This window comes from Brevibacterium sp. UCMA 11754, from assembly GCF_021532275.1.
In the GTDB taxonomy this organism is placed as follows: Bacteria; Actinomycetota; Actinomycetes; order Actinomycetales; family Brevibacteriaceae; genus Brevibacterium.
On sequence record NZ_JACBOT010000029.1, the window covers coordinates 1 to 25,959 of the forward strand.

The following is a 25,959-nucleotide window of genomic DNA, read 5'->3' on the forward strand; positions in this document are numbered from 1 at the left end:
AGATGCCGTTCCGACCAAGCGTCAACCCCAACCAGCGTGAACGCCTGAAGATGAACGGCCTCGACGCCGCCGTCTGATCGACGCCGCCGTCTGATCGACGCCGCCGTCTGATCTGCGGCGAGTGACTGGATAGCGGGAGGTCTCTGCCTCTGAGTTCCGCTCCCCTGATCCGAGCGCGGTCACCGTGCAATATGCCGGTGGCCGCGCTCGCTTGCGCCCCCAGCTGGGTATCTCGCTCAACATAGTTGGGCATCTTACTCACCGCAGAGCCAAAGACTTCCCGCGCGGCTACTGCCTTCTCGCGGTGCCGATAGCAACCGCTGGTTTCACCTGAGGCACTGTCGTGCCAATTCATACATCTGCGGCGGGGTGATTTGCGGCTTGCGGTGAGGTGGAGCCCACCAACACGCGTGCAACGAAGTCGATGTCTCCGATGGCCGCACTATGGTCTTGGCCGCGCTCTCACGAAGCGGTGAAGTGTCTGCTGCTGCGATTCAGCCTCCGTGTCGCAGGCCGCTTCTCACTGCGGCCGATTCTCACTGCGGCCCTCTCCGAGTCACTTCTTGCGCAGCGCCTTCACCTTGGCCAGGAGTTCGTCTTCGGCGTTGGGACCTGCTTTGACGCCGGTGGGCAGGCGGAACATGAAGAAGATGCCGACGGCGAGCCAGAGTCCGAACATCGCCCACGACTGCCACGCCAGCTGCGCGGAGAACGGGGTGATGGGCAGGTAGAGGATGAAGAGCGCCAGGGTGAGCACGGCCGAGATGGTGCCGATGACCATGCCGCCGTTGCCCTTGCCGCCGATGCGCAGGGGACGGCCCATCGCAGGTTCGCGCTTGCGCAGAATGATGAACCCGACGCTGACGAGGAAGTAGGCGATGACGATTGCCGTGAACCCCGTCGACGATCCAGCCCAGGGCCGCTGAGCCGAGGAACGGAGCCAGGGCGGAGAGGATTCCGATGAAGATGATCGAGTTGACGGGGGTGCGGTACTTGGGGTGCAGCTTGCCGAACCAGGCAGGAATCATGCCGGCCACGGCCATGGCCCACATCAGGCGGGACGACCCCATGAGGAACGCGTTCCACGAGGTGATGATGCCGGCGAGCCCACCGGCGATGACGAGCTTGCCCCAGAAGGCGGAATTGAACATCGTCGCCAGCGCATCGGCCGTGACGAGGTCGTGGGTGGCCAGTTCGGAGGCCGGCATCGCCAGCGAGGTCATCCAGATGATGATGATGTAGAACGCGATCGCCATGAAGACTGAGGCAACGACGAGCTTCCCGATCTTTGCCGGTGGGAGCTTGATCTCCTCCGCCGACTGCGGGATGACGTCGAAGCCGACGAACAGGAACGGCACGACAGCGACCACGGCGATGAAGCCTGCGCCGCCGCCGGTGAAGAGTGGTTCGGTGTTGGCAGCTTCTCCGCCGGTGAGACCACCTGCCAGGAGGAGGAGGGCGACGATGACGAGGAATGAGACGACGAATGTCTGCACCAGTGAGGCAAGCTTGACGCCGCGGATGTTGATCCACGAGATGATGATCGCGGTGACGGTCCCGACGAGGGCCCAGGTGAGGTAGACGTCGAATTCGGCGATGGTCCACAGCTTGAAGTGTTCGAGGTTCGGGAACAGATACAGGGCGGTCTTCGGCACTGCGACTGCTTCGAACATGACGACGCTGATGTAGCCGCCGGTGATCGCCCAGGACCCGAAGAGTGAGACCTTGGGGCCCATCGCCCGGATGAGATAGTTGTGCTCACCTCCAGCGTGCGGCATGGCAGCGACCATCTCGGAGTAGACCGTGCCGACGAAGCACATGATGATGCCGCCGACGACGAACGCGAGAATCGCACCCATTGTGCCGGCACCGCTGAGCCATTCTCCGGTGAGGACGACCCAGCCGAAGCCGATCATCGCTCCGAATCCGATGAATAGTGCATCGACCGTGCCAAGCGCCTTGACGAAGCCGTGGCCCCGGTCTTCGACCTCTGTCTGCTGTTGCGACATCGCATCCCTCATTTCACCCGACTGTGCTGTTGTGCACAGTAGCAGGATTCTGAGAGTTTCCGGCCGGTAATCTCAACGCCATCTCCAAAAGGGTCACGGGTGCGATCACCCAACAAATGGGAGCTGTCAGCCAGAGCCTATGGGCGGCAGGGCGGGCAACCCAGTGGCTGTGGTGCCGGTAAGGACTCGACCTTTGAGTTCGCCGTGTCTCGAGTTCGGCGGCTCCCTGGCGAGGGGGCTCGTCAAGCACGGAGTCGAGGTCATCGGCATCGACATCTCCGAGGAGGTCGACCGTGTCGTCATCGCAGTGGGCAGCGACCTCGAGGCGAGCATCCTCATCACCTCACGCATCCTCAAATTGGGCAATCGGCACATCTGGGCCAAGGCCATCACCGAACCCCACGCCGAGATCCTGCATCAGCTGGGGGTCAAGAAGGTGGTCAGTCCGGAGAACGACATGGGTCGGCGCCTGGCGCACCTCATCAAGGGACACATCTCGGACTTCCTGCCCATCGATGAGAATTTCGTCCTCGCCAGGACCACACCGCCGGTGCGAGTCGCCGACGTGCCGCTGGGGTCGCTGGGACTGCGTACGGAATACGGCGTCACGATCGTCGCCTTCAAACGCGATGGAGGCGGTTCCTGGGACATCGCCGGCACACCGCGGAACGTGGAGACCTTCAGCGAACTCGACAAGGACAGCGACAGCTGGAGCGCGATCCGCTGCCCCGTCGACGGCAGATGTCAGTCGCCGAGGTCGACGACCTCGAACTCGAGAAGGTTGGCTTGTTCCGAGACGGGTTCTTTGCCGCCGGTTTCGTGTGAGGGCTTGCGGGCGGAGCGCCAATTCTCGAAGTCCTCACGGGTGGCCCATTGGGTGTAGACGAAGTACTGGTCACCGCCGGAGACCGGACGCAGCAGCTGGAAGCCCTCGAAGCCGGGCGAACCGTCGACGGAGTGCTTGCGTGCCGCGAAGCGCTTCTCGAGTTCACCGCGTGCGGCTTCGGGAACGGTGAGGGTGTTGATGGCGACGATTGACAAGATTGCTCCTTGTGAAGAGGGTTTTTGCGGCGATGACCGGTCGTTCTTCAGCCTACGATCCGATTCTGGATCTCCGCTGAAGTTCTCACCGGGTCGGTTGGTCTGCGGTCTTCTTCGTCGCGTCGATGACGCCGAAGGCAGTCCCGGAACCGGCACCGAGGTGAGGGGAGGTGAACGCAGATTCGGCCGTGCCGTGGCAGTCAGGGCACGGCACGGACTCGGGTTTCCTGCTCATCGGAAAGGCCTGTTCGGTGTCGCCGCAGGTGGTGCATCGGTAGACGTAGTTGGGCACAAGATCACTCTTCTCGAAATCATTGCCGACAGATCAGCCTTAATGCATTCCTACACCGTCGCCAGGAGAGACTCAAGGATGCTGATGAGAATTCACTGCTCGGCCACCGCGACTTCGGTGAAGCGAAGCTCGGGGTGGTGGCGTTTCGCGGCACGTCGGATCCGCTCTGCGGTGAGTCGGCTGATCTCGGGGAAGCCGTCCTCGGAGTCCGCGCCCACGAGGCTGCGCGCATTCTTCGTCTGCAGCGGTTCCGGGGTCTGGATGAGGATGAACGTGCGTGAGCCTGCGTCGCGGTGGTTGGCAGCCATCACCGCCTGCGCGGTTGTGCCGGAGCCGGCGAAGAAGTCGAGGACGATTGCTTCGGGGTCGAAGAAGGTCTGGGAGGCCACGAGCGTCTTGACCAGTTCGACGGGCTTCGGATAGCTGAAGATCCCGCCCAGCCCGAGATCCTCGAGGTCGTTCTGTCCTCCCAAGGCCTTGATGATCGAGTAGAGCTTGGAGCTCGCCTTCTCCGCCGGTGTCACCCGCACCACAGCATGTTTGCCCGTCGGACCCCAGGCGCGCAGAACATATTCTCCCGTGCCCAACTTCGCGTCCACCTCGGCGAGCTTCTTCGCGCCCTTGACCTCGAGGATGTCCTCGTACATGAGCCGACGTTCCTGGCCGCGAGCGTAGCGGCCGAATCCGGCGCGGAGCACATCGGTTTCGACGAGCATGCGTCTGCCGTCGATGATCTCGAGCTTCGCCGGTGCCTTCTTCTCCGTCAGGAACGCACCTACTTGTTCGGCGGATTTGGCCCACACATGGACGTAGTCGTGACCGCGGACGAAGGAGGGGGAGTTGCCTCCGCCCTTGGCACGCTGATGGATGAGCGTGCCCAGAGAATTATCCTCGCCGAAGATCTCATGCCCCAGCAGCTGCGCCCAGGCACTCTCACCATCGTCGAGGTGGATGAAGATCACCCCGTCCTCGCGCATGAGTTCGCGCGCCAGCATCAGCCGCGGCGTCATGAAGTTCAGCCAGCTCGCGTGATCATGCCCGTGATCCTTATACGCCAGCGCGTTGCCCGTGTTGTAGGGCGGATCGATGTAGATGACCTTGATTCGTCCCCGGTGTGTGGCAAGCAGCCCGGTCAGCGCCGGCAGATTGTCCCCGACGACGAGCATGTTCTCATCGACGGTGGGGACGTAGGAGTCGCCGTCACGAAGGAAGTGCGGACCCTCGCCGAGGCGGCCCGAAGTCTCCGCAGAGATCAGCCGTCGACCGAGTGCGAAGGCGGCGTCCTTGCCAGTCCAGTTCAGGGCCGTCGACATCCTTCTCCTTCTCCGCGATCGGTGCCAAGATTGCTGTATGAGTATTTCACGAGTGGCCATAGTCGGTGCCGGAATCGTCGGAGTGGCGCTCGCCCGTGAGCTCACCGGCAGGCTCCCCGCCGCCGAAGTCACCGTCTTCGACAAGGCAGACCGCCTCGCCGCGCATCAGAGCGGGCACACATCGGGAGTCGTGGATCCCGACCTCGCTGCGCAGCCGGGTTCGCCGGAGGCGAAGCTCGCTCGCCGAGGTGTGGAGCTGCTGGTCCCGTTCGTGTCCGAACGCGGCATCCCCTACCGCGAGTGCGGGCAGCTGCTCGTTGCGCAGAACACGGACGAGGCCGACCGGCTTGAGGAGATCCTCGCCCGGGCCGAAGCGAACTCGATCCCGGGAGTCCGGCTGCTCGATCGTAAGCAGATGCTGGAGGTCGAACCCAACGCCAGGGGCGTCCTCGCGCTCTACGCACCGCACACGGCCGTCACCGATTTCACGGCTCTGACCGAGGCGCTCGCCTCCGATGTCAGCGCTGCCGGCGGCACGTTCCGCTTAGGCACGGAGGTCACCGGCTTCGACGTGATGAGCGACGAGGTTCGCCTGCGCCTGCGCACGGCAGCGCCCGAGCAGAGCGAGCCCGCTGGCGGCCCCGATAGCTCCGGCGATGACTCCGCTTCAGGCTCCGAGGGTTCTGCTTCAGTCCGCGACGCTGACTCCGCCGCAGAATCCGACAGGGATATCGACGATCAGGTGCACGAGGCTCCGCGGACATATCGCGGCGATAACACCACCGGACCGGTCATCGACGTCCGCGACGAGCTGCGCAGTCGTTTCGGCTCTCAGGACTGGTTCAAACAGGTCGAAGACACGATCGGCAACCTCAGTGAACGATTCTCCAACCCCGCCTCGGGACGGTCTCGACACTCGGGTGCGGACGAGCCCCGGCACACCGGTGGCGACGAGCACCGGGAACCTGCCGGACGCGAGCGCGAACGTGCGGTCCGGCCCGAGGACACGGAGGTGTTCGACCTCGTCATCGTCTGCGCCGGCCTCCAAGCCGACCGTCTGGCAGCGGCGGCGGGCTTCGACGAGGAGCCTCGCATCGTCCCGTTCACCAGCGACTACTACGCCATCGACAACCCCGCCACCGACAACCCCGCCGAGGTGGTCCGGGGCATCATCAGCACGGTTCCCGATCCGAGCTCCCCGTTCTCCGAGAGATCCGTGGTCAGAGGCATCAGCGGTGAGCTGGTCCTAGGGCCGAACACCATCGTGTCTCTGGGGCGCGAACGCTATGACAAGCACGGCTTCAACCTCGGCGATATGGGGTCGACAGTCGGCTTCAAGGGATTCTGGAAGTTCGCGGCGCAGACAGCGAAGACCGCCGCTCGCGGAGCCAAGTCAGCCGTGAGCACCTCCGCCTTCGTCGAGGAGATCCTAAAGTTCGTTCCTGCCATCGACGCAACGGCTGTCCGAGCCGACTCGCGCGGAATCCGCGCGCAGGCAATCGACGCCGATGGCACGCTCGTGGACGAACTGCGCGTGACCACGCGCGGCAGGCTCACCATGGTCAGAAGCCTCCCCAGGTCAGGGGCCACCTCGGCGCTGGCGACGGCTGAACGTGTCGCGAACCGAGTCCTCGACGGCCCCGCCGACGCGGACGGCTGAGGCGAACGCTCGGTAACCTCAGCCGGCACGCACGCTCGGTGACCTCAGCCGGCACGCACGGTTGGTTCGTCCGAATCAGCCGGAGTGGCGTTCGAGGAACTCGTAGACCTCGGTGTCATCGACACCCGGGACAGCGCCCGGGGGCACAGCCGCGAGCAGGGATGCGTGCATCTGCGCCGAGGGCAGTGCCTGGTTCTCCCACTTCTCGGCGAGGTCCTCCGGCGCCTGCCGGCAGCAGGCGGGATCCGGGCAGGCCGACTTCGAACGGATCGGTGATTCCCGTCCCTCGAACCACTTCACGTGGGCGAACGGAACGCCGACGCTGATGGCGAAGTCACCGCCGGGGAGCACGCGAGCGGTGCACCAGAACGATCCCTCCGGGGTGTCCGTGTACTGGTAGTACGGGCTGAATCTGTCGGCGACCCGGAACACCGTGCGAGAGGTGAACCGTTTGCACGCGAACTGTCCCTCGATGGCGCCGAGCGGGTCGGTCGGATAGGGCAGGCCGTCATTCGAGTACGCCTTGTGGATCGTGCCCGAGCGATGGACCTTCATGAAGTGCACGGGCAGCCCCAGATGCTCGGTGGCCAAGTTCGTGAACCGGTGGGCGGCCATCTCGTAGCTGACTCCGAACATATCGCGCAGGTGCTCGACCGAGATCTCACGCTTGCGCTTCTCCTCCACGAGCATCGGCACGGCAGCGCTCTGCGGCAGCAGCACCGCAGCGGCCAGATAGTTCGCCTCGACCCGCTGCTGGAGGAATTCGCTGAAGTCCTTCGGGGAATCATGACCGAGGACGTGGGCGGCGAGGCTCGTGAGGAGATGGGAGCGCGGATCCGCGGCGGCATCGGCGTTGGGCAGGTAGAGACGGTTGTTCGCGGTATCGGAGATCGACCGGGTCGAATTCGGCAGGTCGGAGACGTAGTGGAGGCTGAAGCCCAGCTTCTCCGCGATCATCGCCGTCTGCCGCTGTGACACGGTGCCGGACTCATAGTCGGCCAGGCGCAGCAGCTCCGCGGCCTGGGCCTCCAGGTCGGCGAAGTAGTTGTTCTTCTCGCGCATCCGCTCGCGCAGTTCCCGGTTGGCCCGACGAGCCTCTTCCGGAGTCGCGGCACGGCGTTCGAGAACCTGGCCCAACTGCCGCTGCAGACCCACGATCGCTTCGAGGGCATCATGGGGCAGCGACTTGATCCGCACCTGCGGCAGACCCAATGACGAGTACATGGGTGAGGCCTGATTGCGCTCGGCTTCAAGCTCAAGAGCCTGTCTGCCATCGACGGGCGTGGGATCGATGAGCTCGGCGACCTCGGTCTGCAGGGCTTTCGCGATGGCACTGAGCAGGGTGACAGAAGTTTCTCGCTTGCCGTTCTCAATCGTCGAGATCTGGGAGGCTGCACGCCCCACTTTCTCGCCCAGCTCGGTGAGGGTCAGACCGCGCTGTTTGCGAAAAAACCGGATTCTTCTGCCGATGCTCAGGGTGTCCGCTTCTGCCTCGGCATCCCTCAGATCGGTCTCGTTGCTTGTCATTGCGGCTCCAGTCGATATCGTGGCGTGGTTCACATGCACTGAAAATCAGTATGACAGAACGTCGGAATTTCTAAAACCAGAAAACAGTCGATTATTCATCGGAGAAATCTCTATCGGCCCCCTTGCAGTCACGGCAGACTGATCTCACCAACCCCGAACGACTAGGAGTGAATGAGAATGACTGAGAACACCACGCAGAGCAACTTGCACGATGCTGAGGCCATCCGCCGCGACTGGGCCACCAATGCCCGCTGGTCGGGAGTTGCTCGTGACTACGAGCCCGAGGATGTCGTCAAACTGCGCGGTTCGCTGATCGAAGAGCACACGCTGGCTCGCCACGGTGCCGAGCGCCTCTGGAACCAGGTGGCCTCCACCGACATCAAGTCCGGCGACTACGTCAACGCACTCGGTGCGCTGACCGGCAACCAGGCAGTGGAGCAGGTCAAGGCCGGCCTCAACGCCATCTACCTCTCCGGCTGGCAGGTCGCCGCCGATGCGAACAATGCCGGACAGACCTACCCCGATCAGTCGATCTACCCGGCCAACTCGGTGCCACAGGTCGTGCGTCGCATCAACAACGCCCTGATGCGCGCCGACCAGATCGAGACCTCGGAAGGCAAGAAGAACGTCGACGACTGGTTCGCACCGATCGTGGCCGACGCAGAAGCAGGCTTCGGCGGTTCGATCAACGTCTACGAGCTCATGCGCTCGATGATCTCCTCCGGCGCAGCCGGTGTGCACTTCGAGGATCAGCTCGGTTCTGAGAAGAAGTGCGGCCACCTCGGCGGCAAGGTCCTTGTCCCGACCTCGCAGCACATCCGCACCCTCAACGCGGCTCGCCTCGCAGCCGACGTCGAGAACGTGCCCAGCCTCGTCATCGCCCGTACCGACGCAGAAGCGGCAACGCTCATGACCTCGGACATCGACGAGCGCGATCAGCGCTTCGTCACCGGTGAGCGCACCTCTGAAGGCTTCTACAAGATCACGAACGGCATCGAAGCAGGCATCGCCCGCGGACTGTCCTTCGCTCCCTACGCAGACATGCTGTGGATGGAGACCTCCACACCGGACCTCGAAGCTGCCAAGCAGTTCGCGGACGCCATCCATGCGGAGTACCCGGACCAGATGCTGGCCTACAACTGCTCGCCGTCGTTCAACTGGAGCAAGCACCTCGACGATGCCACCATCGCGAAGTTCCAGCGTGAGCTGGGAGCCATGGGCTACAAGTTCCAGTTCATCACCCTGGCCGGCTTCCACGCGCTCAACTACTCGATGTTCGATCTGGCTCACGGCTACGCCCGCAACCAGATGACCTCGTACGTCGAGTTGCAGGAACGAGAGTTCGCTGCCGAGAGCCGCGGCTACACCGCAACCAAGCACCAGCGTGAGGTCGGAACCGGATACTTCGACCTGGTCTCGACCGCGCTGAACCCAGAGTCCTCGACGACAGCTCTGGCCGGTTCGACCGAATCCGCTCAGTTCAGCTGAGCCTTCGGTGACCCGACCGGTCACGCGACGACGCACACCGGCCTCGCCGGGGCCGGTCACCTAGTACTCGGCGCGGATCGACAGTGTTTTCACGGGGTTTGCACTGTTGGTCCGCGCCGGCACACCAGACATCACAGCTCCAACCACAACCTCGGCGACACCAGCACCACCGCAGAACCGCACCACCGCAGCACAGCCACCGCAACGCACATCAGCAGCACACATTCCGACGGGTGAGGAGAAGCCCCATGTCTCACATCAAAATCAACGCCCCCATCGAACCAGGCTTCGACACGATCCTCTCGGAGTCCGCCCTCAACTTCATCGCAGCGCTCCATGATCGCTTCAGCGACCGTCTGGGCAAGCTGCTGGGAGTCCGCGGACGTCAGGCGCAGAGCATCCGGAACGGCACGTTCCCGAGGTTCACCCCCGACACTGCAGGAATCCGGGCCGACACCACATGGAAGGTCGCCGGCGCGACCGGAGCCCCCGGTCTCGAAGACCGCCGCGTCGAACTGACCGGCCCCGTCTCCGAACCTGAAGTGGTTGCGGCGCTGAACTCCCGTGCGAAGGTCTGGCTCGCCGACCTCGAAGACGCAACCAGCCCGACCTGGGCCAACGTCATCGGCGGACAGCTCAACCTGTTCAACGCCATCCGGGGCAACCTGCCGGGCGTGAACAACCGTGAGCAGCCCACCATCGGCCTGCGTCCCCGCGGCTGGCACCTGCCGGAGAAGCACCTGATCCACGTCGATGACAAGGGCAGCCAGTCAGAGACCTCAGGCGCCATGGTCGACTTCGGTCTCTACTTCTTCCATAATGCCCGCCGACTCGTCGACAACGGCTCGGGACCATACTTCTACCTGCCGAAGCTCGAGTCCTTCCGCGAAGCACGCCTGTGGAACGAGATCTTCGTCTTCGCACAGGACTACATGGGCATTCCGCAGGGAACCATCCGGGCGACAGCTCACATCGAGACGATCACCGCTGTGTTCCAGATGGAAGAGATCCTGTGGGAGCTGCGCGATCACTGCGCCGGCCTCAACGCCGCAGGTTGGGACTACCTGTTCTCACTCGTGAAGAACTTCCGCAACTCCCCGGAGTGGGTGCTGCCGGATCGCGAGCACCTGACAATGGGACTGCCGCTGCTGCAGGCGTTCGCAGACCGCCTCGTCTCGACGTGTCACCGCCGCGGAGCACACGCGATCGGGACCATGGGCAACCTCATGACCACTCACCCGGACAAGGAATTCGTTGCCTCGGAGCTGGTGAAGATGCGCGAAGACAAGGCTCGTGAAGCCTCGCGCGGCTTCGACGGCACCTGGGTGGCCGAGCCTGGACTGGTGGATGACGCGCTGGAGGTCTTCGATGCCGCACTCGGCGACAAGCCGAACCAGCTCGACAACCGCCGGGTCGATGCCCACGCCTGCGCCGAGCACATGCTCGACGTGTCGGGTCTGGACACCACGGTCACCGAGGAAGGTGTTCGCCTGAACATCCGTGTGGCCATCGGCTACATGAACGAATGGCTGGGCGGCAACGGCAACGTCGCACTCGAGAACCTGCTCGAAGACGCGTCGACCGCTGAGATCTCCAGGTCCCAGATCTGGCAGTGGATCCGCCACTCGGTGACGCTGGACAACGGGAAGCAGGTCACCCGAGACCTGGTGGAGCGGTACATGGGCGAGGAGCTCGCAGTCATCGAGCGCCACCCCGCAGACCACTACACCGAGGCCGTTGAGATCTTCCGCAAGAGCGCACTGGGTGAGGACTTCCCAGAATTCCTCACGATGCCCGCCTACACCGACCACCTGGTCGACAGGGTGTCGAAGGGCGCTGTGTTCGCGGCCTGAATCTCAGGCGCCGACGCTGTCGGCATTGCCGGCAAGACCAACTACCCGATTCTGCATCAGCACTTCGCACTCACCGTGCTGATGCAGAATCGGGTAGTTTTTTGCGTGCTGCAGGCGCCAGGCTGGTTCAGCTCGCCCATTCTTCGGGTGGCCAGGGCTGACCTTCGGCCTGGGCATTGAGCTGATAGGCGATCGCGCCATCGATGGACTCGCGGATGATGTCCGCATGACCGACATGGCGGGCGATCTCGGTGTTGAGATGGCCCAGGATCCACCGGACGTTCATGATGAAGTCCTTGGGCATCCACGGATTGTGAGGCATCGGGACGACCGTGGACAGATCGGTCCCGTTCTCTTCGACCGCCCTGCGGGCCACGTCGATCTCGGTCATGGCCGTCTCGAAGGCGGTGACCACATCGGCGATGTCGAGGTCGGGAAGAACGGAGCCATCGAACATTCCGTCGAGGCCCAAGCGTCGGTTGTAGTCGGCATAGTCGTTTGCCGTGACCTCGAGCGAAGGATCGCGAACCTGCTGGATCCAGGAGAACAGCACCTGGGCGGCGTGCGTCAAGAGGCCGGAGATGCTCAGCCCGCTCACCGTCGGCGTGCTGCGCGCCTGTTCGTCGGTGAGGCCGAGGGCGGTGATCTTGAGCTGCGAGCACTGCTGTTCGAGGAACGAGAACTGGGCGTCGGCTTCGGTCGTGACTGATGGGGCGAAGAAGGGCATGATCTCTCCTGATCGTCTGGTGCAGAACCGGATGTCCGGATCCGTGACACAAGTGTCCAACCCTTTGCGGACATATACTGTCCGCTATGACCGCTGATTCTCGACTGTTGTCCTTGCTGGGGATGATCGCCTCGGGACGGACCTACTCCGCGACCGAGCTGGCCGCGCATTTTCGCGTCACGCCTCGCTCCATTCGCCGCGACATCGCGAATCTGCGCCAGCTCGGCTATGTCATCGATTCCGTCTCGGGCGCGGCCGGCGGATACCGTGCTCATTCGCGCACTGTTCTGCCCCCACTGCAGCTCGAGACCGGGGAGGCACTGGCCACAGCACTCGGCCTGGCGCTGCTCAACGGCGCCGGCTTGGGCACCTCGAACGCCGATTCGGCCACCGCGAAGCTGCGCGGGATGCTTCCTGCCGGGATGCGCCAGACGATCGGTGACATCAGCACGGCAGTCTCTGTTGTTGCTGGTCACGAACCGGGAGTCGACATGGCAGCGGTCATGACGACCGCCTCGGCGATCGCGTCCCGGAGCGTCCTGACCTTCAACCACGTGAAACGGATGAGCGCAGAAAGCTCGAGCGCGAAGTCGATGGAACGCCGGGTGGAGCCAGTGCGGATGGTCGTCCTCGGCGCGCATTGGTATCTCTACGCCTGGGATCTCGCCCGCAGTGACTGGCGGGTCTTCCGACTCGATCGGATGAGTCAGGTCCATGAAACCACCTTCGCCTTCGCGCCCAGAGACCATCCCGACGCCGAGGCGGCCGTGAGTTCCGCCGTCACCACCGACGCGTACCGCCACACCGTGATCATCGATGTCGACGCAACCGTGGCCGAGACCAAATCGTGGTTCCCGACGAGGACGGCGACGATCACGAAGACCGACGACGGCGCCCGCGTCGAGTACGGTGTCGAGGACCTTGCTTGGGCGGCCGTGATCACCGCAGCGACTCCCGTGGATTTCCGAGTCGTCGAGCCACCGGAGCTCTTGGGCGCGCTGCGCGATCTCGGCGAGCGGGCGGCCCAGGTGAGCAGAACTGGCAGCAGCCGCGCGGAATGAGCACTCTGTGCACGGCCGGCCACCTCAACCTGCAAAAGCGTCGTGCAGGCGGTGGGCTTTTGCAGGTTCGGGTAGCTGGAGCTGGGATGACCGTGCGATGTCCTCACGGTGATACGGGAATGAACGAATCGGGGTCGAGCCAATATACTGATCGATATGACGATTCTCATTGGCTATCTTCCTGCTCCTGAGGGTGAGGCGGCTCTGCGCGCGGGCTTCGCAGAGGCCAAACTTCGGTCGAGCGACGCTGTTGTGATCAACTCCCAACGACGCGGAGCCAGTGGCACCCCGACCGAGATCGACCAAGACGTCATTGACCGCATCGTCGCACTGGGCAAGGAATCGGATGTCGCAGTTGAGGTTCTTCAGCCCGATCACGAAGACGATCTGCCCGGGACTCTCAACGATCTCGTGACCGAGCACGACGCACAGCTCATCGTCATCGGGCTGCGCAAGCGCTCGGCGATCGGCAAGTTCATCCTCGGCTCGCAGGCTCAGCGAATCCTGCTCGAGCCGAAGTCCCGGTCCTCACCGCCAAGCCTGAACCCAGGCGTCATCCGCCGGGTCCGGCCGCTCATCGGCAGCCCCGCCAATTACCGGGCGGCCCCGCCGCTTACCAGGCGGCCCCGCCGCCTATCGGGTGGGTTCGAGGCCCCAGCCCCAGGCCAGCAGTTCCGGCAGTGACACACCCTGCGCGTCGCTGAGGTCGGCGATCTGAGTGCGGCAGGAATAGCCGTCGGCCAACACGACCCGCGTCTGTCGGCCCCTTCGCTTTTCGTCCTGTCTTCCTCTTCACCATTCGCCGACTGGTCCCGAATTGTCGCTTGCTCCCGCAGCGAAGCCTCCCACCAGTGCTTGTTCCCGCAGTGATGCCTCGCGTCGCGCAGGGCCGGCAGCAAAGCCACCTCGGCCACGGCGACCGAGGTGTCGTAATGTCCTTCCTTCGACGCCGAAGTTTCCGGCCAGACCGCAGCAGCCGCCCAAGAATCGGCTTGCGGCACCGGTTTCTAGGCCAGCAGCTCCTTGTCCGCGGCAGGCGAGATCGACAGGAGCTGCTGGCCAGAACCGGTGCCGCAAGCCGATTCTTGGGCGGTGCTGCGGTCTGGCCGGAAACTCGGCGTCGAAGAAGGACCATCACGACACCTCGGTCGCCGTGGCCGAGGTGGCTCTGCTGCCGTCCCTGCGCGACGCGAGCTCACTGCGGGGACAAGCACTGGTGCGGGAGGCTTCGCTGCGGAGCAAGCGACATTCGGGACCATGTCGGCAATGGTGAGAGGAAGACAGGACGAAAAGCGAAGGGGCCGACCAGACGCGGTCGTGTTGGCCGACGGCTATTCCTGCCGCACTCAGATCGCCGACCTCAGCGACGCGCAGGGTGTGTCACTGCCGGAACTGCTCCTGGGGCTGGGGCCTCGACCCACCCGATAGGCGGCGGGGCCGCCTGTAAGCGGCGGGGGGCCGCCCGGTAATTGGCGGGGCTGCCCGATGAGCGGCCCGGACCCCGGCGGATGACGCCTGGGTTCAGGCCTTGGCGGTGAGGACCGGGACTTCTTCGCCTCGAGCAGGATTCGCTGAGCCTGCGAGCCGAGGATGAACTTGCCGATCGCCGAGCGCTTGCGCAGCCCGATGACGATGAGCTGTGCGTCGTGCTCGGTCACGAGATCGTTGAGAGTCCCGGCAGCAGATCGTCTTCGTGATCGGGCTGAGAACCTCAACTGCGACATCCGATTCCTTGCCCAGTGCGACGATGCGGTCAATGACGTCTTGGTCGATCTCGGTCGGGGTGCCACTGGCTCCGCGTCGTTGGGAGTTGATCACAACAGCGTCGCTCGACCGAAGTTTGGCCTCTGCGAAGCCCGCGCGCAGAGCCGCCTCACCCTCAGGAGCAGGAAGATAGCCAATGAGAATCGTCATATCGATCAGTATATTGGCTCGACCCCGATTCGTTCATTCCCGTATCACCGTGAGGACATCGCACGGTCATCCCAGCTCCAGCTACCCGAACCTGCAAAAGCCCACCGCCTGCACGACGCTTTTGCAGGTTGAGGTGGCCGGCCGTGCACAGAGTGCTCATTCCGCGCGGCTGCTGCCAGTTCTGCTCACCTGGGCCGCCCGCTCGCCGAGATCGCGCAGCGCGCCCAAGAGCTCCGGTGGCTCGACGACTCGGAAATCCACGGGAGTCGCTGCGGTGATCACGGCCGCCCAAGCAAGGTCCTCGACACCGTACTCGACGCGGGCGCCGTCGTCGGTCTTCGTGATCGTCGCCGTCCTCGTCGGGAACCACGATTTGGTCTCGGCCACGGTTGCGTCGACATCGATGATCACGGTGTGGCGGTACGCGTCGGTGGTGACGGCGGAACTCACGGCCGCCTCGGCGTCGGGATGGTCTCTGGGCGCGAAGGCGAAGGTGGTTTCATGGACCTGACTCATCCGATCGAGTCGGAAGACCCGCCAGTCACTGCGGGCGAGATCCCAGGCGTAGAGATACCAATGCGCGCCGAGGACGACCATCCGCACTGGCTCCACCCGGCGTTCCATCGACTTCGCGCTCGAGCTTTCTGCGCTCATCCGTTTCACGTGGTTGAAGGTCAGGACGCTCCGGGACGCGATCGCCGAGGCGGTCGTCATGACCGCTGCCATGTCGACTCCCGGTTCGTGACCAGCAACAACAGAGACTGCCGTGCTGATGTCACCGATCGTCTGGCGCATCCCGGCAGGAAGCATCCCGCGCAGCTTCGCGGTGGCCGAATCGGCGTTCGAGGTGCCCAAGCCGGCGCCGTTGAGCAGCGCCAGGCCGAGTGCTGTGGCCAGTGCCTCCCCGGTCTCGAGCTGCAGTGGGGGCAGAACAGTGCGCGAATGAGCACGGTATCCGCCGGCCGCGCCCGAGACGGAATCGATGACATAGCCGAGCTGGCGCAGATTCGCGATGTCGCGGCGAATGGAGCGAGGCGTGACGCGAAAATGCGCGGCCAGCTCGGTCGCGGAGTAGGTCCGTCCCGAGGCGATCATCCCCAGCAAGGACAACAGTCGAGAATCAGCGGTCATAGCGGACAGTATATGTCCGCAAAGGGTTGGACACTTGTGTCACGGATCCGGACATCCGGTTCTGCACCAGACGATCAGGAGAGATCATGCCCTTCTTCGCCCCATCAGTCACGACCGAAGCCGACGCCCAGTTCTCGTTCCTCGAACAGCAGTGCTCGCAGCTCAAGATCACCGCCCTCGGCCTCACCGACGAACAGGCGCGCAGCACGCCGACGGTGAGCGGGCTGAGCATCTCCGGCCTCTTGACGCACGCCGCCCAGGTGCTGTTCTCCTGGATCCAGCAGGTTCGCGATCCTTCGCTCGAGGTCACGGCAAACGACTATGCCGACTACAACCGACGCTTGGGCCTCGACGGAATGTTCGATGGCTCCGTTCTTCCGACCTCGACATCGCCGATGTGGTCACCGCCTTCGAGACGGCCATGACCGAGATCGACGTGGCCCGCAGGGCGGTCGAAGAGAACGGGACCGATCTGTCCACGGTCGTCCCGATGCCTCACAATCCGTGGATGCCCAAGGACTTCATCATGAACGTCCGGTGGATCCTGGGCCATCTCAACACCGAGATCGCCCGCCATGTCGGTCATGCGGACATCATCCGCGAGTCCATCGATGGCGCGATCGCCTATCAGCTCAATGCCCAGGCCGAAGGTCAGCCCTGGCCACCCGAAGAATGGGCGAGCTGAACCAGCCTGGCGCCTGCAGCACGCAAAAAACTACCCGATTCTGCATCAGCACGGTGAGTGCGAAGTGCTGATGCAGAATCGGGTAGTTGGTCTTGCCGGCAATGCCGACAGCGTCGGCGCCTGAGATTCAGGCCGCGAACACAGCGCCCTTCGACACCCTGTCGACCAGGTGGTCGGTGTAGGCGGGCATCGTGAGGAATTCTGGGAAGTCCTCACCCAGTGCGCTCTTGCGGAAGATCTCAACGGCCTCGGTGTAGTGGTCTGCGGGGTGGCGCTCGATGACTGCGAGCTCCTCGCCCATGTACCGCTCCACCAGGTCTCGGGTGACCTGCTTCCCGTTGTCCAGCGTCACCGAGTGGCGGATCCACTGCCAGATCTGGGACCTGGAGATCTCAGCGGTCGACGCGTCTTCGAGCAGGTTCTCGAGTGCGACGTTGCCGTTGCCGCCCAGCCATTCGTTCATGTAGCCGATGGCCACACGGATGTTCAGGCGAACACCTTCCTCGGTGACCGTGGTGTCCAGACCCGACACGTCGAGCATGTGCTCGGCGCAGGCGTGGGCATCGACCCGGCGGTTGTCGAGCTGGTTCGGCTTGTCGCCGAGTGCGGCATCGAAGACCTCCAGCGCGTCATCCACCAGTCCAGGCTCGGCCACCCAGGTGCCGTCGAAGCCGCGCGAGGCTTCACGAGCCTTGTCTTCGCGCATCTTCACCAGCTCCGAGGCAACGAATTCCTTGTCCGGGTGAGTGGTCATGAGGTTGCCCATGGTCCCGATCGCGTGTGCTCCGCGGCGGTGACACGTCGAGACGAGGCGGTCTGCGAACGCCTGCAGCAGCGGCAGTCCCATTGTCAGGTGCTCGCGATCCGGCAGCACCCACTCCGGGGAGTTGCGGAAGTTCTTCACGAGTGAGAACAGGTAGTCCCAACCTGCGGCGTTGAGGCCGGCGCAGTGATCGCGCAGCTCCCACAGGATCTCTTCCATCTGGAACACAGCGGTGATCGTCTCGATGTGAGCTGTCGCCCGGATGGTTCCCTGCGGAATGCCCATGTAGTCCTGTGCGAAGACGAAGATCTCGTTCCACAGGCGTGCTTCGCGGAAGGACTCGAGCTTCGGCAGGTAGAAGTATGGTCCCGAGCCGTTGTCGACGAGTCGGCGGGCATTATGGAAGAAGTAGAGACCCGAAGTCGACCATGGCGCCTGAGGTCTCTGACTGGCTGCCCTTGTCATCGACGTGGATCAGGTGCTTCTCCGGCAGGTGCCAGCCGCGGGGACGCAGGCCGATGGTGGGCTGCTCACGGTTGTTCACGCCCGGCAGGTTGCCCCGGATGGCGTTGAACAGGTTGAGCTGTCCGCCGATGACGTTGGCCCAGGTCGGGCTGGTTGCGTCTTCGAGGTCGGCGAGCCAGACCTTCGCACGGGAGTTCAGCGCCGCAACCACTTCAGGTTCGGAGACGGGGCCGGTCAGTTCGACGCGGCGGTCTTCGAGACCGGGGGCTCCGGTCGCGCCGGCGACCTTCCATGTGGTGTCGGCCCGGATTCCTGCAGTGTCGGGGTGAACCTCGGGAACGTGCCGTTCCGGATGCTCTGCGCCTGACGTCCGCGGACTCCCAGCAGCTTGCCCAGACGGTCGCTGAAGCGATCATGGAGCGCTGCGATGAAGTTGAGGGCGGACTCCGAGAGGATCGTGTCGAAGCCTGGTTCGATGGGGGCGTTGATTTTGATGTGAGACATGGGGCTTCTCCTCACCCGTCGGAATGTGTGCTGCTGATGTGCGTTGCGGTGGCTGTGCTGCGGTGGTGCGGTTCTGCGGTGGTGCTGGTGTCGCCGAGGTTGTGGTTGGAGCTGTGATGTCTGGTGTGCCGGCGCGGACCAACAGTGCAAACCCCGTGAAAACACTGTCGATCCGCGCCGAGTACTAGGTGACCGGCCCCGGCGAGGCCGGTGTGCGTCGTCGCGTGACCGGTCGGGTCACCGAAGGCTCAGCTGAACTGAGCGGATTCGGTCGAACCGGCCAGAGCTGTCGTCGAGGACTCTGGGTTCAGCGCGGTCGAGACCAGGTCGAAGTATCCGGTTCCGACCTCACGCTGGTGCTTGGTTGCGGTGTAGCCGCGGCTCTCGGCAGCGAACTCTCGTTCCTGCAACTCGACGTACGAGGTCATCTGGTTGCGGGCGTAGCCGTGAGCCAGATCGAACATCGAGTAGTTGAGCGCGTGGAAGCCGGCCAGGGTGATGAACTGGAACTTGTAGCCCATGGCTCCCAGCTCACGCTGGAACTTCGCGATGGTGGCATCGTCGAGGTGCTTGCTCCAGTTGAACGACGGCGAGCAGTTGTAGGCCAGCATCTGGTCCGGGTACTCCGCATGGATGGCGTCCGCGAACTGCTTGGCAGCTTCGAGGTCCGGTGTGGAGGTCTCCATCCACAGCATGTCTGCGTAGGGAGCGAAGGACAGTCCGCGGGCGATGCCTGCTTCGATGCCGTTCGTGATCTTGTAGAAGCCTTCAGAGGTGCGCTCACCGGTGACGAAGCGCTGATCGCGCTCGTCGATGTCCGAGGTCATGAGCGTTGCCGCTTCTGCGTCGGTACGGGCGATGACGAGGCTGGGCACGTTCTCGACGTCGGCTGCGAGGCGAGCCGCGTTGAGGGTGCGGATGTGCTGCGAGGTCGGGACAAGGACCTTGCCGCCGAGGTGGCCGCACTTCTTCTCAGAACCGAGCTGATCCTCGAAGTGCACACCGGCTGCGCCGGAGGAGATCATCGAGCGCATGAGCTCGTAGACGTTGATCGAACCGCCGAAGCCTGCTTCTGCGTCGGCCACGATCGGTGCGAACCAGTCGTCGACGTTCTTCTTGCCTTCCGAGGTCTCGATCTGGTCGGCGCGCATCAGGGCGTTGTTGATGCGACGCACGACCTGTGGCACCGAGTTGGCCGGGTAGATCGACTGATCGGGGTAGGTCTGTCCGGCATTGTTCGCATCGGCGGCGACCTGCCAGCCGGAGAGGTAGATGGCGTTGAGGCCGGCCTTGACCTGCTCCACTGCCTGGTTGCCGGTCAGCGCACCGAGTGCGTTGACGTAGTCGCCGGACTTGATGTCGGTGGAGGCCACCTGGTTCCAGAGGCGCTCGGCACCGTGGCGAGCCAGCGTGTGCTCTTCGATCAGCGAACCGCGCAGTTTGACGACATCCTCGGGCTCGTAGTCACGAGCAACTCCCGACCAGCGGGCATTGGTGGCCCAGTCGCGGCGGATGGCCTCAGCATCGTGCAAGTTGCTCTGCGTGGTGTTCTCAGTCATTCTCATTCACTCCTAGTCGTTCGGGGTTGGTGAGATCAGTCTGCCGTGACTGCAAGGGGGCCGATAGAGATTTCTCCGATGAATAATCGACTGTTTTCTGGTTTTAGAAATTCCGACGTTCTGTCATACTGATTTTCAGTGCATGTGAACCACGCCACGATATCGACTGGAGCCGCAATGACAAGCAACGAGACCGATCTGAGGGATGCCGAGGCAGAAGCGGACACCCTGAGCATCGGCAGAAGAATCCGGTTTTTTCGCAAACAGCGCGGTCTGACCCTCACCGAGCTGGGCGAGAAAGTGGGGCGTGCAGCCTCCCAGATCTCGACGATTGAGAACGGCAAGCGAGAAACTTCTGTCACCCTGCTCAGTGCCATCGCGAAAGCCCTGCAGACCGAGGTCGCCGAGCTCATCGATCCCACGCCCGTCGATGGCAGACAGGCTCTTGAGCTTGAAGCCGAGCGCAATCAGGCCTCACCCATGTACTCGTCATTGGGTCTGCCGCAGGTGCGGATCAAGTCGCTGCCCCATGATGCCCTCGAAGCGATCGTGGGTCTGCAGCGGCAGTTGGGCCAGGTTCTCGAACGCCGTGCCGCGACTCCGGAAGAGGCTCGTCGGGCCAACCGGGAACTGCGCGAGCGGATGCGCGAGAAGAACAACTACTTCGCCGACCTGGAGGCCCAGGCCGCGGAGCTGCTGCGCCTGGCCGACTATGAGTCCGGCACCGTGTCACAGCGGCAGACGGCGATGATCGCGGAGAAGCTGGGCTTCAGCCTCCACTACGTCTCCGACCTGCCGAATTCGACCCGGTCGATCTCCGATACCGCGAACAACCGTCTCTACCTGCCCAACGCCGATGCCGCCGCGGATCCGCGCTCCCATCTCCTCACGAGCCTCGCCGCCCACGTCCTCGTCATGATTCCCCGAAGGACTTCAGCGAATTCCTCCAGCAGCGGGTCGAGGCGAACTATCTGGCCGCTGCGGTGCTGCTGCCGCAGAGCGCTGCCGTGCCGATGCTCGTGGAGGAGAAGCGCAAGCGTGAGATCTCGGTCGAGCACCTGCGCGATATGTTCGGAGTCAGCTACGAGATGGCCGCCCACCGGTTCACGAACTTGGCCACCGAGCATCTGGGGCTGCCCGTGCACTTCATGAAGGTCCATCGCTCGGGCACGATCCACAAGGCGTACTCGAATGACGGCCTGCCCTATCCGACCGACCCGCTCGGCGCCATCGAGGGACAGTTCGCGTGCAAACGGTTCACCTCTCGCACGGTGTTCCGGGTCGCCGACAGATTCAGCCCGTACTACCAGTACACGGACACCCCGGAGGGATCGTTCTGGTGCACCGCTCGCGTGCTCCCCGGCGGTGACTTCGCCATCAGCGTCGGCGTTCCGTTCGCCCACGTGAAGTGGTTCGAGGGACGGGAATCACCGATCCGTTCGAAGTCGGCCTGCCCGGATCCCGCCTGCTGCCGGCAGGCGCCGGAGGACCTCGCCGAGAAGTGGGAGAACCAGGCACTGCCCTCGGCGCAGATGCACGCATCCCTGCTCGCGGCTGTGCCCCCGGGCGCTGTCCCGGGTGTCGATGACACCGAGGTCTACGAGTTCCTCGAACGCCACTCCGGCTGATTCGGACGAACCAACCGTGCGTGCCGGCTGAGGTCACCGAGCGTGCGTGCCGGCTGAGGTTACCGAGCGTTCGCCTCAGCCGTCCGCGTCGGCGGGGCCGTCGAGGACTCGGTTCGCGACACGTTCAGCCGTCGCCAGCGCCGAGGTGGCCCCTGACCTGGGGAGGCTTCTGACCATGGTGAGCCTGCCGCGCGTGGTCACGCGCAGTTCGTCCACGAGCGTGCCATCGGCGTCGATTGCCTGCGCGCGGATTCCGCGCGAGTCGGCTCGGACAGCCGTTGCGTCGATGGCAGGAACGAACTTTAGGATCTCCTCGACGAAGGCGGAGGTGCTCACGGCTGACTTGGCTCCGCGAGCGGCGGTCTTCGCTGTCTGCGCCGCGAACTTCCAGAATCCCTTGAAGCCGACTGTCGACCCCATATCGCCGAGGTTGAAGCCGTGCTTGTCATAGCGTTCGCGCCCCAGAGACACGATGGTGTTCGGCCCTAGGACCAGCTCACCGCTGATGCCTCTGACCACGGATCTCTCGGAGAACGGGGAGCTCGGATCGGGAACCGTGCTGATGATGCCCCGGACCACCTCGGCGGGGTTGTCGGTGGCGGGGTTGTCGATGGCGTAGTAGTCGCTGGTGAACGGGACGATGCGAGGCTCCTCGTCGAAGCCCGCCGCCGCTGCCAGACGGTCGGCTTGGAGGCCGGCGCAGACGATGACGAGGTCGAACACCTCCGTGTCCTCGGGCCGGACCGCACGTTCGCGCTCGCGTCCGGCAGGTTCCCGGTGCTCGTCGCCACCGGTGTGCCGGGGCTCGTCCGCACCCGAGTGTCGAGACCGTCCCGAGGCGGGGTTGGAGAATCGTTCACTGAGGTTGCCGATCGTGTCTTCGACCTGTTTGAACCAGTCCTGAGAGCCGAAACGACTGCGCAGCTCGTCGCGGACGTCGATGACCGGTCCGGTGGTGTTATCGCCGCGATATGTCCGCGGAGCCTCGTGCACCTGATCGTCGATATCCCTGTCGGATTCTGCGGCGGAGTCAGCGTCGCGGACTGAAGCAGAACCCTCGGAGCCTGAAGCGGAGTCATCGCCGGAGCTATCGGGGCCGCCAGCGGGCTCGCTCTGCTCGGGCGCTGCCGTGCGCAGGCGCAGGCGAACCTCGTCGCTCATCACGTCGAAGCCGGTGACCTCCGTGCCTAAGCGGAACGTGCCGCCGGCAGCGCTGACATCGGAGGCGAGCGCCTCGGTCAGAGCCGTGAAATCGGTGACGGCCGTGTGCGGTGCGTAGAGCGCGAGGACGCCCCTGGCGTTGGGTTCGACCTCCAGCATCTGCTTACGATCGAGCAGCCGGACTCCCGGGATCGAGTTCGCTTCGGCCCGGGCGAGGATCTCCTCAAGCCGGTCGGCCTCGTCCGTGTTCTGCGCAACGAGCAGCTGCCCGCACTCGCGGTAGGGGATGCCGCGTTCGGACACGAACGGGACCAGCAGCTCCACACCTCGGCGAGCGAGCTTCGCCTCCGGCGAACCCGGCTGCGCAGCGAGGTCGGGATCCACGACTCCCGATGTGTGCCCGCTCTGATGCGCGGCGAGGCGGTCTGCCTTGTCGAAGACGGTGACTTCGGCGGCGGGGAGCCTGCCGGTGAGCTCACGGGCGAGCGCCACTCCGACGATTCCGGCACCGACTATGGCCACTCGTGAAATACTCATACAGCAATCTTGGCACCGATCGCGGAGAAGGAGAAGGATGTCGACGGCCCTGAACTGGACTGGCAAGGACGCCGCCTTCGCACTCGGTCGACGGCTGATCTCTGCGGAGACTTCGGGCCGCCTCGGCGAGGGTCCGCACTTCCTTCGTGACGGCGACTCCTACGTCCCCACCGTCGATGAGAACATGCTCGTCGTCGGGGACAATCTGCCGGCGCTGACCGGGCTGCTTGCCACACACCGGGGACGAATCAAGGTCATCTACATCGATCCGCCCTACAACACGGGCAACGCGCTGGCGTATAAGGATCACGGGCATGATCACGCGAGCTGGCTGAACTTCATGACGCCGCGGCTGATGCTGGCGCGCGAACTCATGCGCGAGGACGGGGTGATCTTCATCCACCTCGACGATGGTGAGAGTGCCTGGGCGCAGCTGCTGGGGCATGAGATCTTCGGCGAGGATAATTCTCTGGGCACGCTCATCCATCAGCGTGCCAAGGGCGGAGGCAACTCCCCCTCCTTCGTCCGCGGTCACGACTACGTCCATGTGTGGGCCAAATCCGCCGAACAAGTAGGTGCGTTCCTGACGGAGAAGAAGGCACCGGCGAAGCTCGAGATCATCGACGGCAGACGCATGCTCGTCGAAACCGATGTGCTCCGCGCCGGATTCGGCCGCTACGCTCGCGGCCAGGAACGTCGGCTCATGTACGAGGACATCCTCGAGGTCAAGGGCGCGAAGAAGCTCGCCGAGGTGGACGCGAAGTTGGGCACGGGAGAATATGTTCTGCGCGCCTGGGGTCCGACGGGCAAACATGCTGTGGTGCGGGTGACACCGGCGGAGAAGGCGAGCTCCAAGCTCTACTCGATCATCAAGGCCTTGGGAGGACAGAACGACCTCGAGGATCTCGGGCTGGGCGGGATCTTCAGCTATCCGAAGCCCGTCGAACTGGTCAAGACGCTCGTGGCCTCCCAGACCTTCTTCGACCCCGAAGCAATCGTCCTCGACTTCTTCGCCGGCTCCGGCACAACCGCGCAGGCGGTGATGGCTGCCAACCACCGCGACGCAGGCTCACGCACGTTCATCCTCATCCAGACCCCGGAACCGCTGCAGACGAAGAATGCGCGCAGCCTCGTGGGCGCGGACTCCGAGGACGGCTTCCCCGAGATCAGCCGACTCACCGCAGAGCGGATCCGACGTGCCGCGAAACGCCACCACCCCGAGCTTCGCTTCACCGAAGTCGCGGTGGCCGAGCAGTGAATTCTCATCAGCATCCTTGAGTCTCTCCTGGCGACGGTGTAGGAATGCATTAAGGCTGATCTGTCGGCAATGATTTCGAGAAGAGTGATCTTGTGCCCAACTACGTCTACCGATGCACCACCTGCGGCGACACCGAACAGGCCTTTCCGATGAGCAGGAAACCCGAGTCCGTGCCGTGCCCTGACTGCCACGGCACGGCCGAATCTGCGTTCACCTCCCCTCACCTCGGTGCCGGTTCCGGGACTGCCTTCGGCGTCATCGACGCGACGAAGAAGACCGCAGACCAACCGACCCGGTGAGAACTTCAGCGGAGATCCAGAATCGGATCGTAGGCTGAAGAACGACCGGTCATCGCCGCAAAAACCCTCTTCACAAGGAGCAATCTTGTCAATCGTCGCCATCAACACCCTCACCGTTCCCGAAGCCGCACGCGGTGAACTCGAGAAGCGCTTCGCGGCACGCAAGCACTCCGTCGACGGTTCGCCCGGCTTCGAGGGCTTCCAGCTGCTGCGTCCGGTCTCCGGCGGTGACCAGTACTTCGTCTACACCCAATGGGCCACCCGTGAGGACTTCGAGAATTGGCGCTCCGCCCGCAAGCCCTCACACGAAACCGGCGGCAAAGAACCCGTCTCGGAACAAGCCAACCTTCTCGAGTTCGAGGTCGTCGACCTCGGCGACTGACATCTGCCGTCGACGGGGCAGCGGATCGCGCTCCAGCTGTCGCTGTCCTTGTCGAGTTCGCTGAAGGTCTCCACGTTCCGCGGTGTGCCGGCGATGTCCCAGGAACCGCCTCCATCGCGTTTGAAGGCGACGATCGTGACGCCGTATTCCGTACGCAGTCCCAGCGACCCCAGCGGCACGTCGGCGACTCGCACCGGCGGTGTGGTCCTGGCGAGGACGAAATTCTCATCGATGGGCAGGAAGTCCGAGATGTGTCCCTTGATGAGGTGCGCCAGGCGCCGACCCATGTCGTTCTCCGGACTGACCACCTTCTTGACCCCCAGCTGATGCAGGATCTCGGCGTGGGGTTCGGTGATGGCCTTGGCCCAGATGTGCCGATTGCCCAATTTGAGGATGCGTGAGGTGATGAGGATGCTCGCCTCGAGGTCGCTGCCCACTGCGATGACGACACGGTCGACCTCCTCGGAGATGTCGATGCCGATGACCTCGACTCCGTGCTTGACGAGCCCCCTCGCCAGGGAGCCGCCGAACTCGAGACACGGCGAACTCAAAGGTCGAGTCCTTACCGGCACCACAGCCACTGGGTTGCCCGCCCTGCCGCCCATAGGCTCTGGCTGACAGCTCCCATTTGTTGGGTGATCGCACCCGTGACCCTTTTGGAGATGGCGTTGAGATTACCGGCCGGAAACTCTCAGAATCCTG

The 25,959-nt window shown here is 63.9% G+C and carries 21 protein-coding genes and 6 pseudogenes; 12 read left to right on the plus strand and 15 right to left on the minus strand.

The window, feature by feature from the left end; genetic code table 11:
• Nucleotides 1-556: 556 nt before the first annotated feature.
• Nucleotides 557-2,009 (minus strand): annotated as a pseudogene (locus HX613_RS15685) (APC family permease).
• Nucleotides 2,010-2,148: 139 nt separating this feature from the next.
• Here HX613_RS15685 and HX613_RS15690 point away from each other — a divergent pair.
• A pseudogene (locus tag HX613_RS15690) lies at nt 2,149-2,445 on the plus strand (NAD-binding protein); the annotation flags it as partial.
• Nucleotides 2,446-2,753: 308 nt separating this feature from the next.
• Here HX613_RS15690 and HX613_RS15695 read toward each other — a convergent pair.
• The 3 genes from HX613_RS15695 to HX613_RS15705 all read right to left on the minus strand — a co-directional run bounded on the left by HX613_RS15695 (nt 2,754) and on the right by HX613_RS15705 (nt 4,655).
• A complete protein-coding gene (locus HX613_RS15695; protein ID WP_235346177.1) occupies nt 2,754-3,050 on the minus strand; it encodes an antibiotic biosynthesis monooxygenase family protein in 297 nt (98 codons plus the stop codon).
• Between the two features lie 85 nt (nt 3,051-3,135).
• The gene (locus HX613_RS15700) at nt 3,136-3,342 is read right to left on the minus strand and encodes an FmdB family zinc ribbon protein (RefSeq protein WP_235346178.1); all 207 of its coding nucleotides are present in this window, start codon (nt 3,340-3,342) and stop codon (nt 3,136-3,138) included.
• Between the two features lie 92 nt (nt 3,343-3,434).
• On the minus strand, nt 3,435-4,655 hold the full coding sequence (locus tag HX613_RS15705) for a site-specific DNA-methyltransferase (protein ID WP_235346179.1): 1,221 nt from the start codon (nt 4,653-4,655) through the stop codon (nt 3,435-3,437).
• 37 nt (nt 4,656-4,692) lie between these two features.
• Between HX613_RS15705 and HX613_RS15710 the strand changes: the two genes are divergently transcribed.
• Nucleotides 4,693-6,315, plus strand: a complete 1,623-nt coding sequence (locus HX613_RS15710) for an FAD-dependent oxidoreductase (protein ID WP_235346180.1) — start codon at nt 4,693-4,695, stop codon at nt 6,313-6,315.
• Between the two features lie 75 nt (nt 6,316-6,390).
• Here the strand turns inward: HX613_RS15710 and HX613_RS15715 are convergent, their stop codons facing one another.
• A complete protein-coding gene (locus tag HX613_RS15715; RefSeq protein ID WP_235346181.1) occupies nt 6,391-7,842 on the minus strand; it encodes a helix-turn-helix transcriptional regulator in 1,452 nt (483 codons plus the stop codon).
• A 177-nt stretch (nt 7,843-8,019) separates the two neighbouring features.
• Here HX613_RS15715 and aceA (HX613_RS15720) point away from each other — a divergent pair, with 177 nt between their 5' ends.
• Both aceA (HX613_RS15720) and aceB read left to right on the plus strand, forming a co-directional pair.
• Nucleotides 8,020-9,330 carry an isocitrate lyase gene (aceA, locus tag HX613_RS15720; RefSeq protein WP_198397478.1) on the plus strand — a complete coding sequence of 437 codons (1,311 nt, stop codon included), beginning with the start codon at nt 8,020-8,022 and terminating at the stop codon, nt 9,328-9,330.
• A gap of 248 nt (nt 9,331-9,578) precedes the next feature.
• The gene (gene aceB, locus HX613_RS15725; protein WP_235346182.1) at nt 9,579-11,183 is read left to right on the plus strand and encodes a malate synthase A; all 1,605 of its coding nucleotides are present in this window, start codon (nt 9,579-9,581) and stop codon (nt 11,181-11,183) included.
• A 127-nt stretch (nt 11,184-11,310) separates the two neighbouring features.
• On the opposite strand, the gene HX613_RS15730 is transcribed toward aceB, so the two are convergent.
• Nucleotides 11,311-11,910 carry a mycothiol transferase gene (locus tag HX613_RS15730; RefSeq protein ID WP_235346183.1) on the minus strand — a complete coding sequence of 200 codons (600 nt, stop codon included), beginning with the start codon at nt 11,908-11,910 and terminating at the stop codon, nt 11,311-11,313.
• Between the two features lie 86 nt (nt 11,911-11,996).
• Between HX613_RS15730 and HX613_RS15735 the strand changes: the two genes are divergently transcribed.
• Complete coding sequence (locus tag HX613_RS15735; RefSeq protein WP_235345009.1) at nt 11,997-12,971, plus strand: helix-turn-helix transcriptional regulator; 975 nt, start codon at nt 11,997-11,999, stop codon at nt 12,969-12,971.
• 156 nt (nt 12,972-13,127) lie between these two features.
• On the plus strand, nt 13,128-13,655 hold the full coding sequence (locus HX613_RS15740; protein ID WP_235346184.1) for a universal stress protein: 528 nt from the start codon (nt 13,128-13,130) through the stop codon (nt 13,653-13,655).
• Here HX613_RS15740 and HX613_RS23075 read toward each other — a convergent pair.
• From HX613_RS23075 to HX613_RS15755, 3 genes and pseudogenes are all read right to left on the minus strand, one after another.
• Nucleotides 13,605-13,955 (minus strand): annotated as a pseudogene (locus HX613_RS23075) (hypothetical protein); the annotation flags it as partial. The gene HX613_RS15740 and the pseudogene HX613_RS23075 sit on opposite strands and share 51 nt — an antisense overlap.
• A 537-nt stretch (nt 13,956-14,492) precedes the next feature.
• A pseudogene (locus tag HX613_RS23080) lies at nt 14,493-14,885 on the minus strand (universal stress protein).
• Between the two features lie 156 nt (nt 14,886-15,041).
• On the minus strand, nt 15,042-16,016 hold the full coding sequence (locus HX613_RS15755) for a helix-turn-helix transcriptional regulator (protein ID WP_235345009.1): 975 nt from the start codon (nt 16,014-16,016) through the stop codon (nt 15,042-15,044).
• A gap of 86 nt (nt 16,017-16,102) precedes the next feature.
• Here HX613_RS15755 and HX613_RS22295 point away from each other — a divergent pair, with 86 nt between their 5' ends.
• Both HX613_RS22295 and HX613_RS22300 read left to right on the plus strand, forming a co-directional pair.
• Complete coding sequence (locus tag HX613_RS22295; RefSeq protein ID WP_268826970.1) at nt 16,103-16,441, plus strand: mycothiol transferase; 339 nt, start codon at nt 16,103-16,105, stop codon at nt 16,439-16,441.
• A complete protein-coding gene (locus HX613_RS22300; RefSeq protein ID WP_268826971.1) occupies nt 16,438-16,701 on the plus strand; it encodes a mycothiol transferase in 264 nt (87 codons plus the stop codon). Before HX613_RS22295 ends, HX613_RS22300 begins: the two co-directional genes overlap by 4 nt.
• A gap of 127 nt (nt 16,702-16,828) precedes the next feature.
• On the opposite strand, the gene HX613_RS15765 is transcribed toward HX613_RS22300, so the two are convergent.
• The 4 genes from HX613_RS15765 to aceA (HX613_RS15770) form a co-directional block, all read right to left on the minus strand.
• Nucleotides 16,829-17,929 carry a malate synthase gene (locus HX613_RS15765; protein ID WP_328284969.1) on the minus strand — a complete coding sequence of 367 codons (1,101 nt, stop codon included), beginning with the start codon at nt 17,927-17,929 and terminating at the stop codon, nt 16,829-16,831.
• Nucleotides 17,862-18,140 (minus strand): hypothetical protein, encoded by a 279-nt coding sequence (locus HX613_RS22745; protein WP_328284970.1) that lies wholly within the window; start codon nt 18,138-18,140, stop codon nt 17,862-17,864. The genes HX613_RS15765 and HX613_RS22745 overlap by 68 nt, the downstream gene beginning before the upstream one ends.
• 23 nt (nt 18,141-18,163) lie before the next feature.
• The gene (locus tag HX613_RS22750; RefSeq protein ID WP_328284971.1) at nt 18,164-18,433 is read right to left on the minus strand and encodes a hypothetical protein; all 270 of its coding nucleotides are present in this window, start codon (nt 18,431-18,433) and stop codon (nt 18,164-18,166) included.
• Between the two features lie 248 nt (nt 18,434-18,681).
• Nucleotides 18,682-19,992, minus strand: a complete 1,311-nt coding sequence (gene aceA / locus HX613_RS15770; protein WP_198397478.1) for an isocitrate lyase — start codon at nt 19,990-19,992, stop codon at nt 18,682-18,684.
• A 177-nt stretch (nt 19,993-20,169) separates the two neighbouring features.
• Between aceA (HX613_RS15770) and HX613_RS15775 the strand changes: the two are divergent.
• Nucleotides 20,170-21,620: pseudogene (locus HX613_RS15775) on the plus strand (helix-turn-helix domain-containing protein).
• 75 nt (nt 21,621-21,695) lie between these two features.
• Here the strand turns inward: HX613_RS15775 and HX613_RS15780 are convergent.
• Nucleotides 21,696-23,318: an FAD-dependent oxidoreductase gene (locus HX613_RS15780; RefSeq protein WP_235346180.1), complete on the minus strand. Its 1,623-nt coding sequence runs from the start codon at nt 23,316-23,318 to the stop codon at nt 21,696-21,698.
• A 37-nt stretch (nt 23,319-23,355) separates the two neighbouring features.
• On the opposite strand from HX613_RS15780, the gene HX613_RS15785 reads away from it, so the two are divergent.
• The 3 genes from HX613_RS15785 to HX613_RS15795 all read left to right on the plus strand — a co-directional run bounded on the left by HX613_RS15785 (nt 23,356) and on the right by HX613_RS15795 (nt 25,257).
• Nucleotides 23,356-24,576, plus strand: a complete 1,221-nt coding sequence (locus tag HX613_RS15785) for a site-specific DNA-methyltransferase (RefSeq protein ID WP_235346179.1) — start codon at nt 23,356-23,358, stop codon at nt 24,574-24,576.
• A gap of 92 nt (nt 24,577-24,668) precedes the next feature.
• Nucleotides 24,669-24,875, plus strand: coding sequence for an FmdB family zinc ribbon protein (locus tag HX613_RS15790; protein ID WP_235346178.1), 207 nt, complete (start codon nt 24,669-24,671; stop codon nt 24,873-24,875).
• Between the two features lie 85 nt (nt 24,876-24,960).
• Nucleotides 24,961-25,257 (plus strand): antibiotic biosynthesis monooxygenase family protein, encoded by a 297-nt coding sequence (locus HX613_RS15795; RefSeq protein WP_235346177.1) that lies wholly within the window; start codon nt 24,961-24,963, stop codon nt 25,255-25,257.
• Between the two features lie 308 nt (nt 25,258-25,565).
• Here the strand turns inward: HX613_RS15795 and HX613_RS15800 are convergent.
• Nucleotides 25,566-25,862: pseudogene (locus tag HX613_RS15800) on the minus strand (NAD-binding protein); the annotation flags it as partial.
• Nucleotides 25,863-25,959 lie beyond the last annotated feature (97 nt).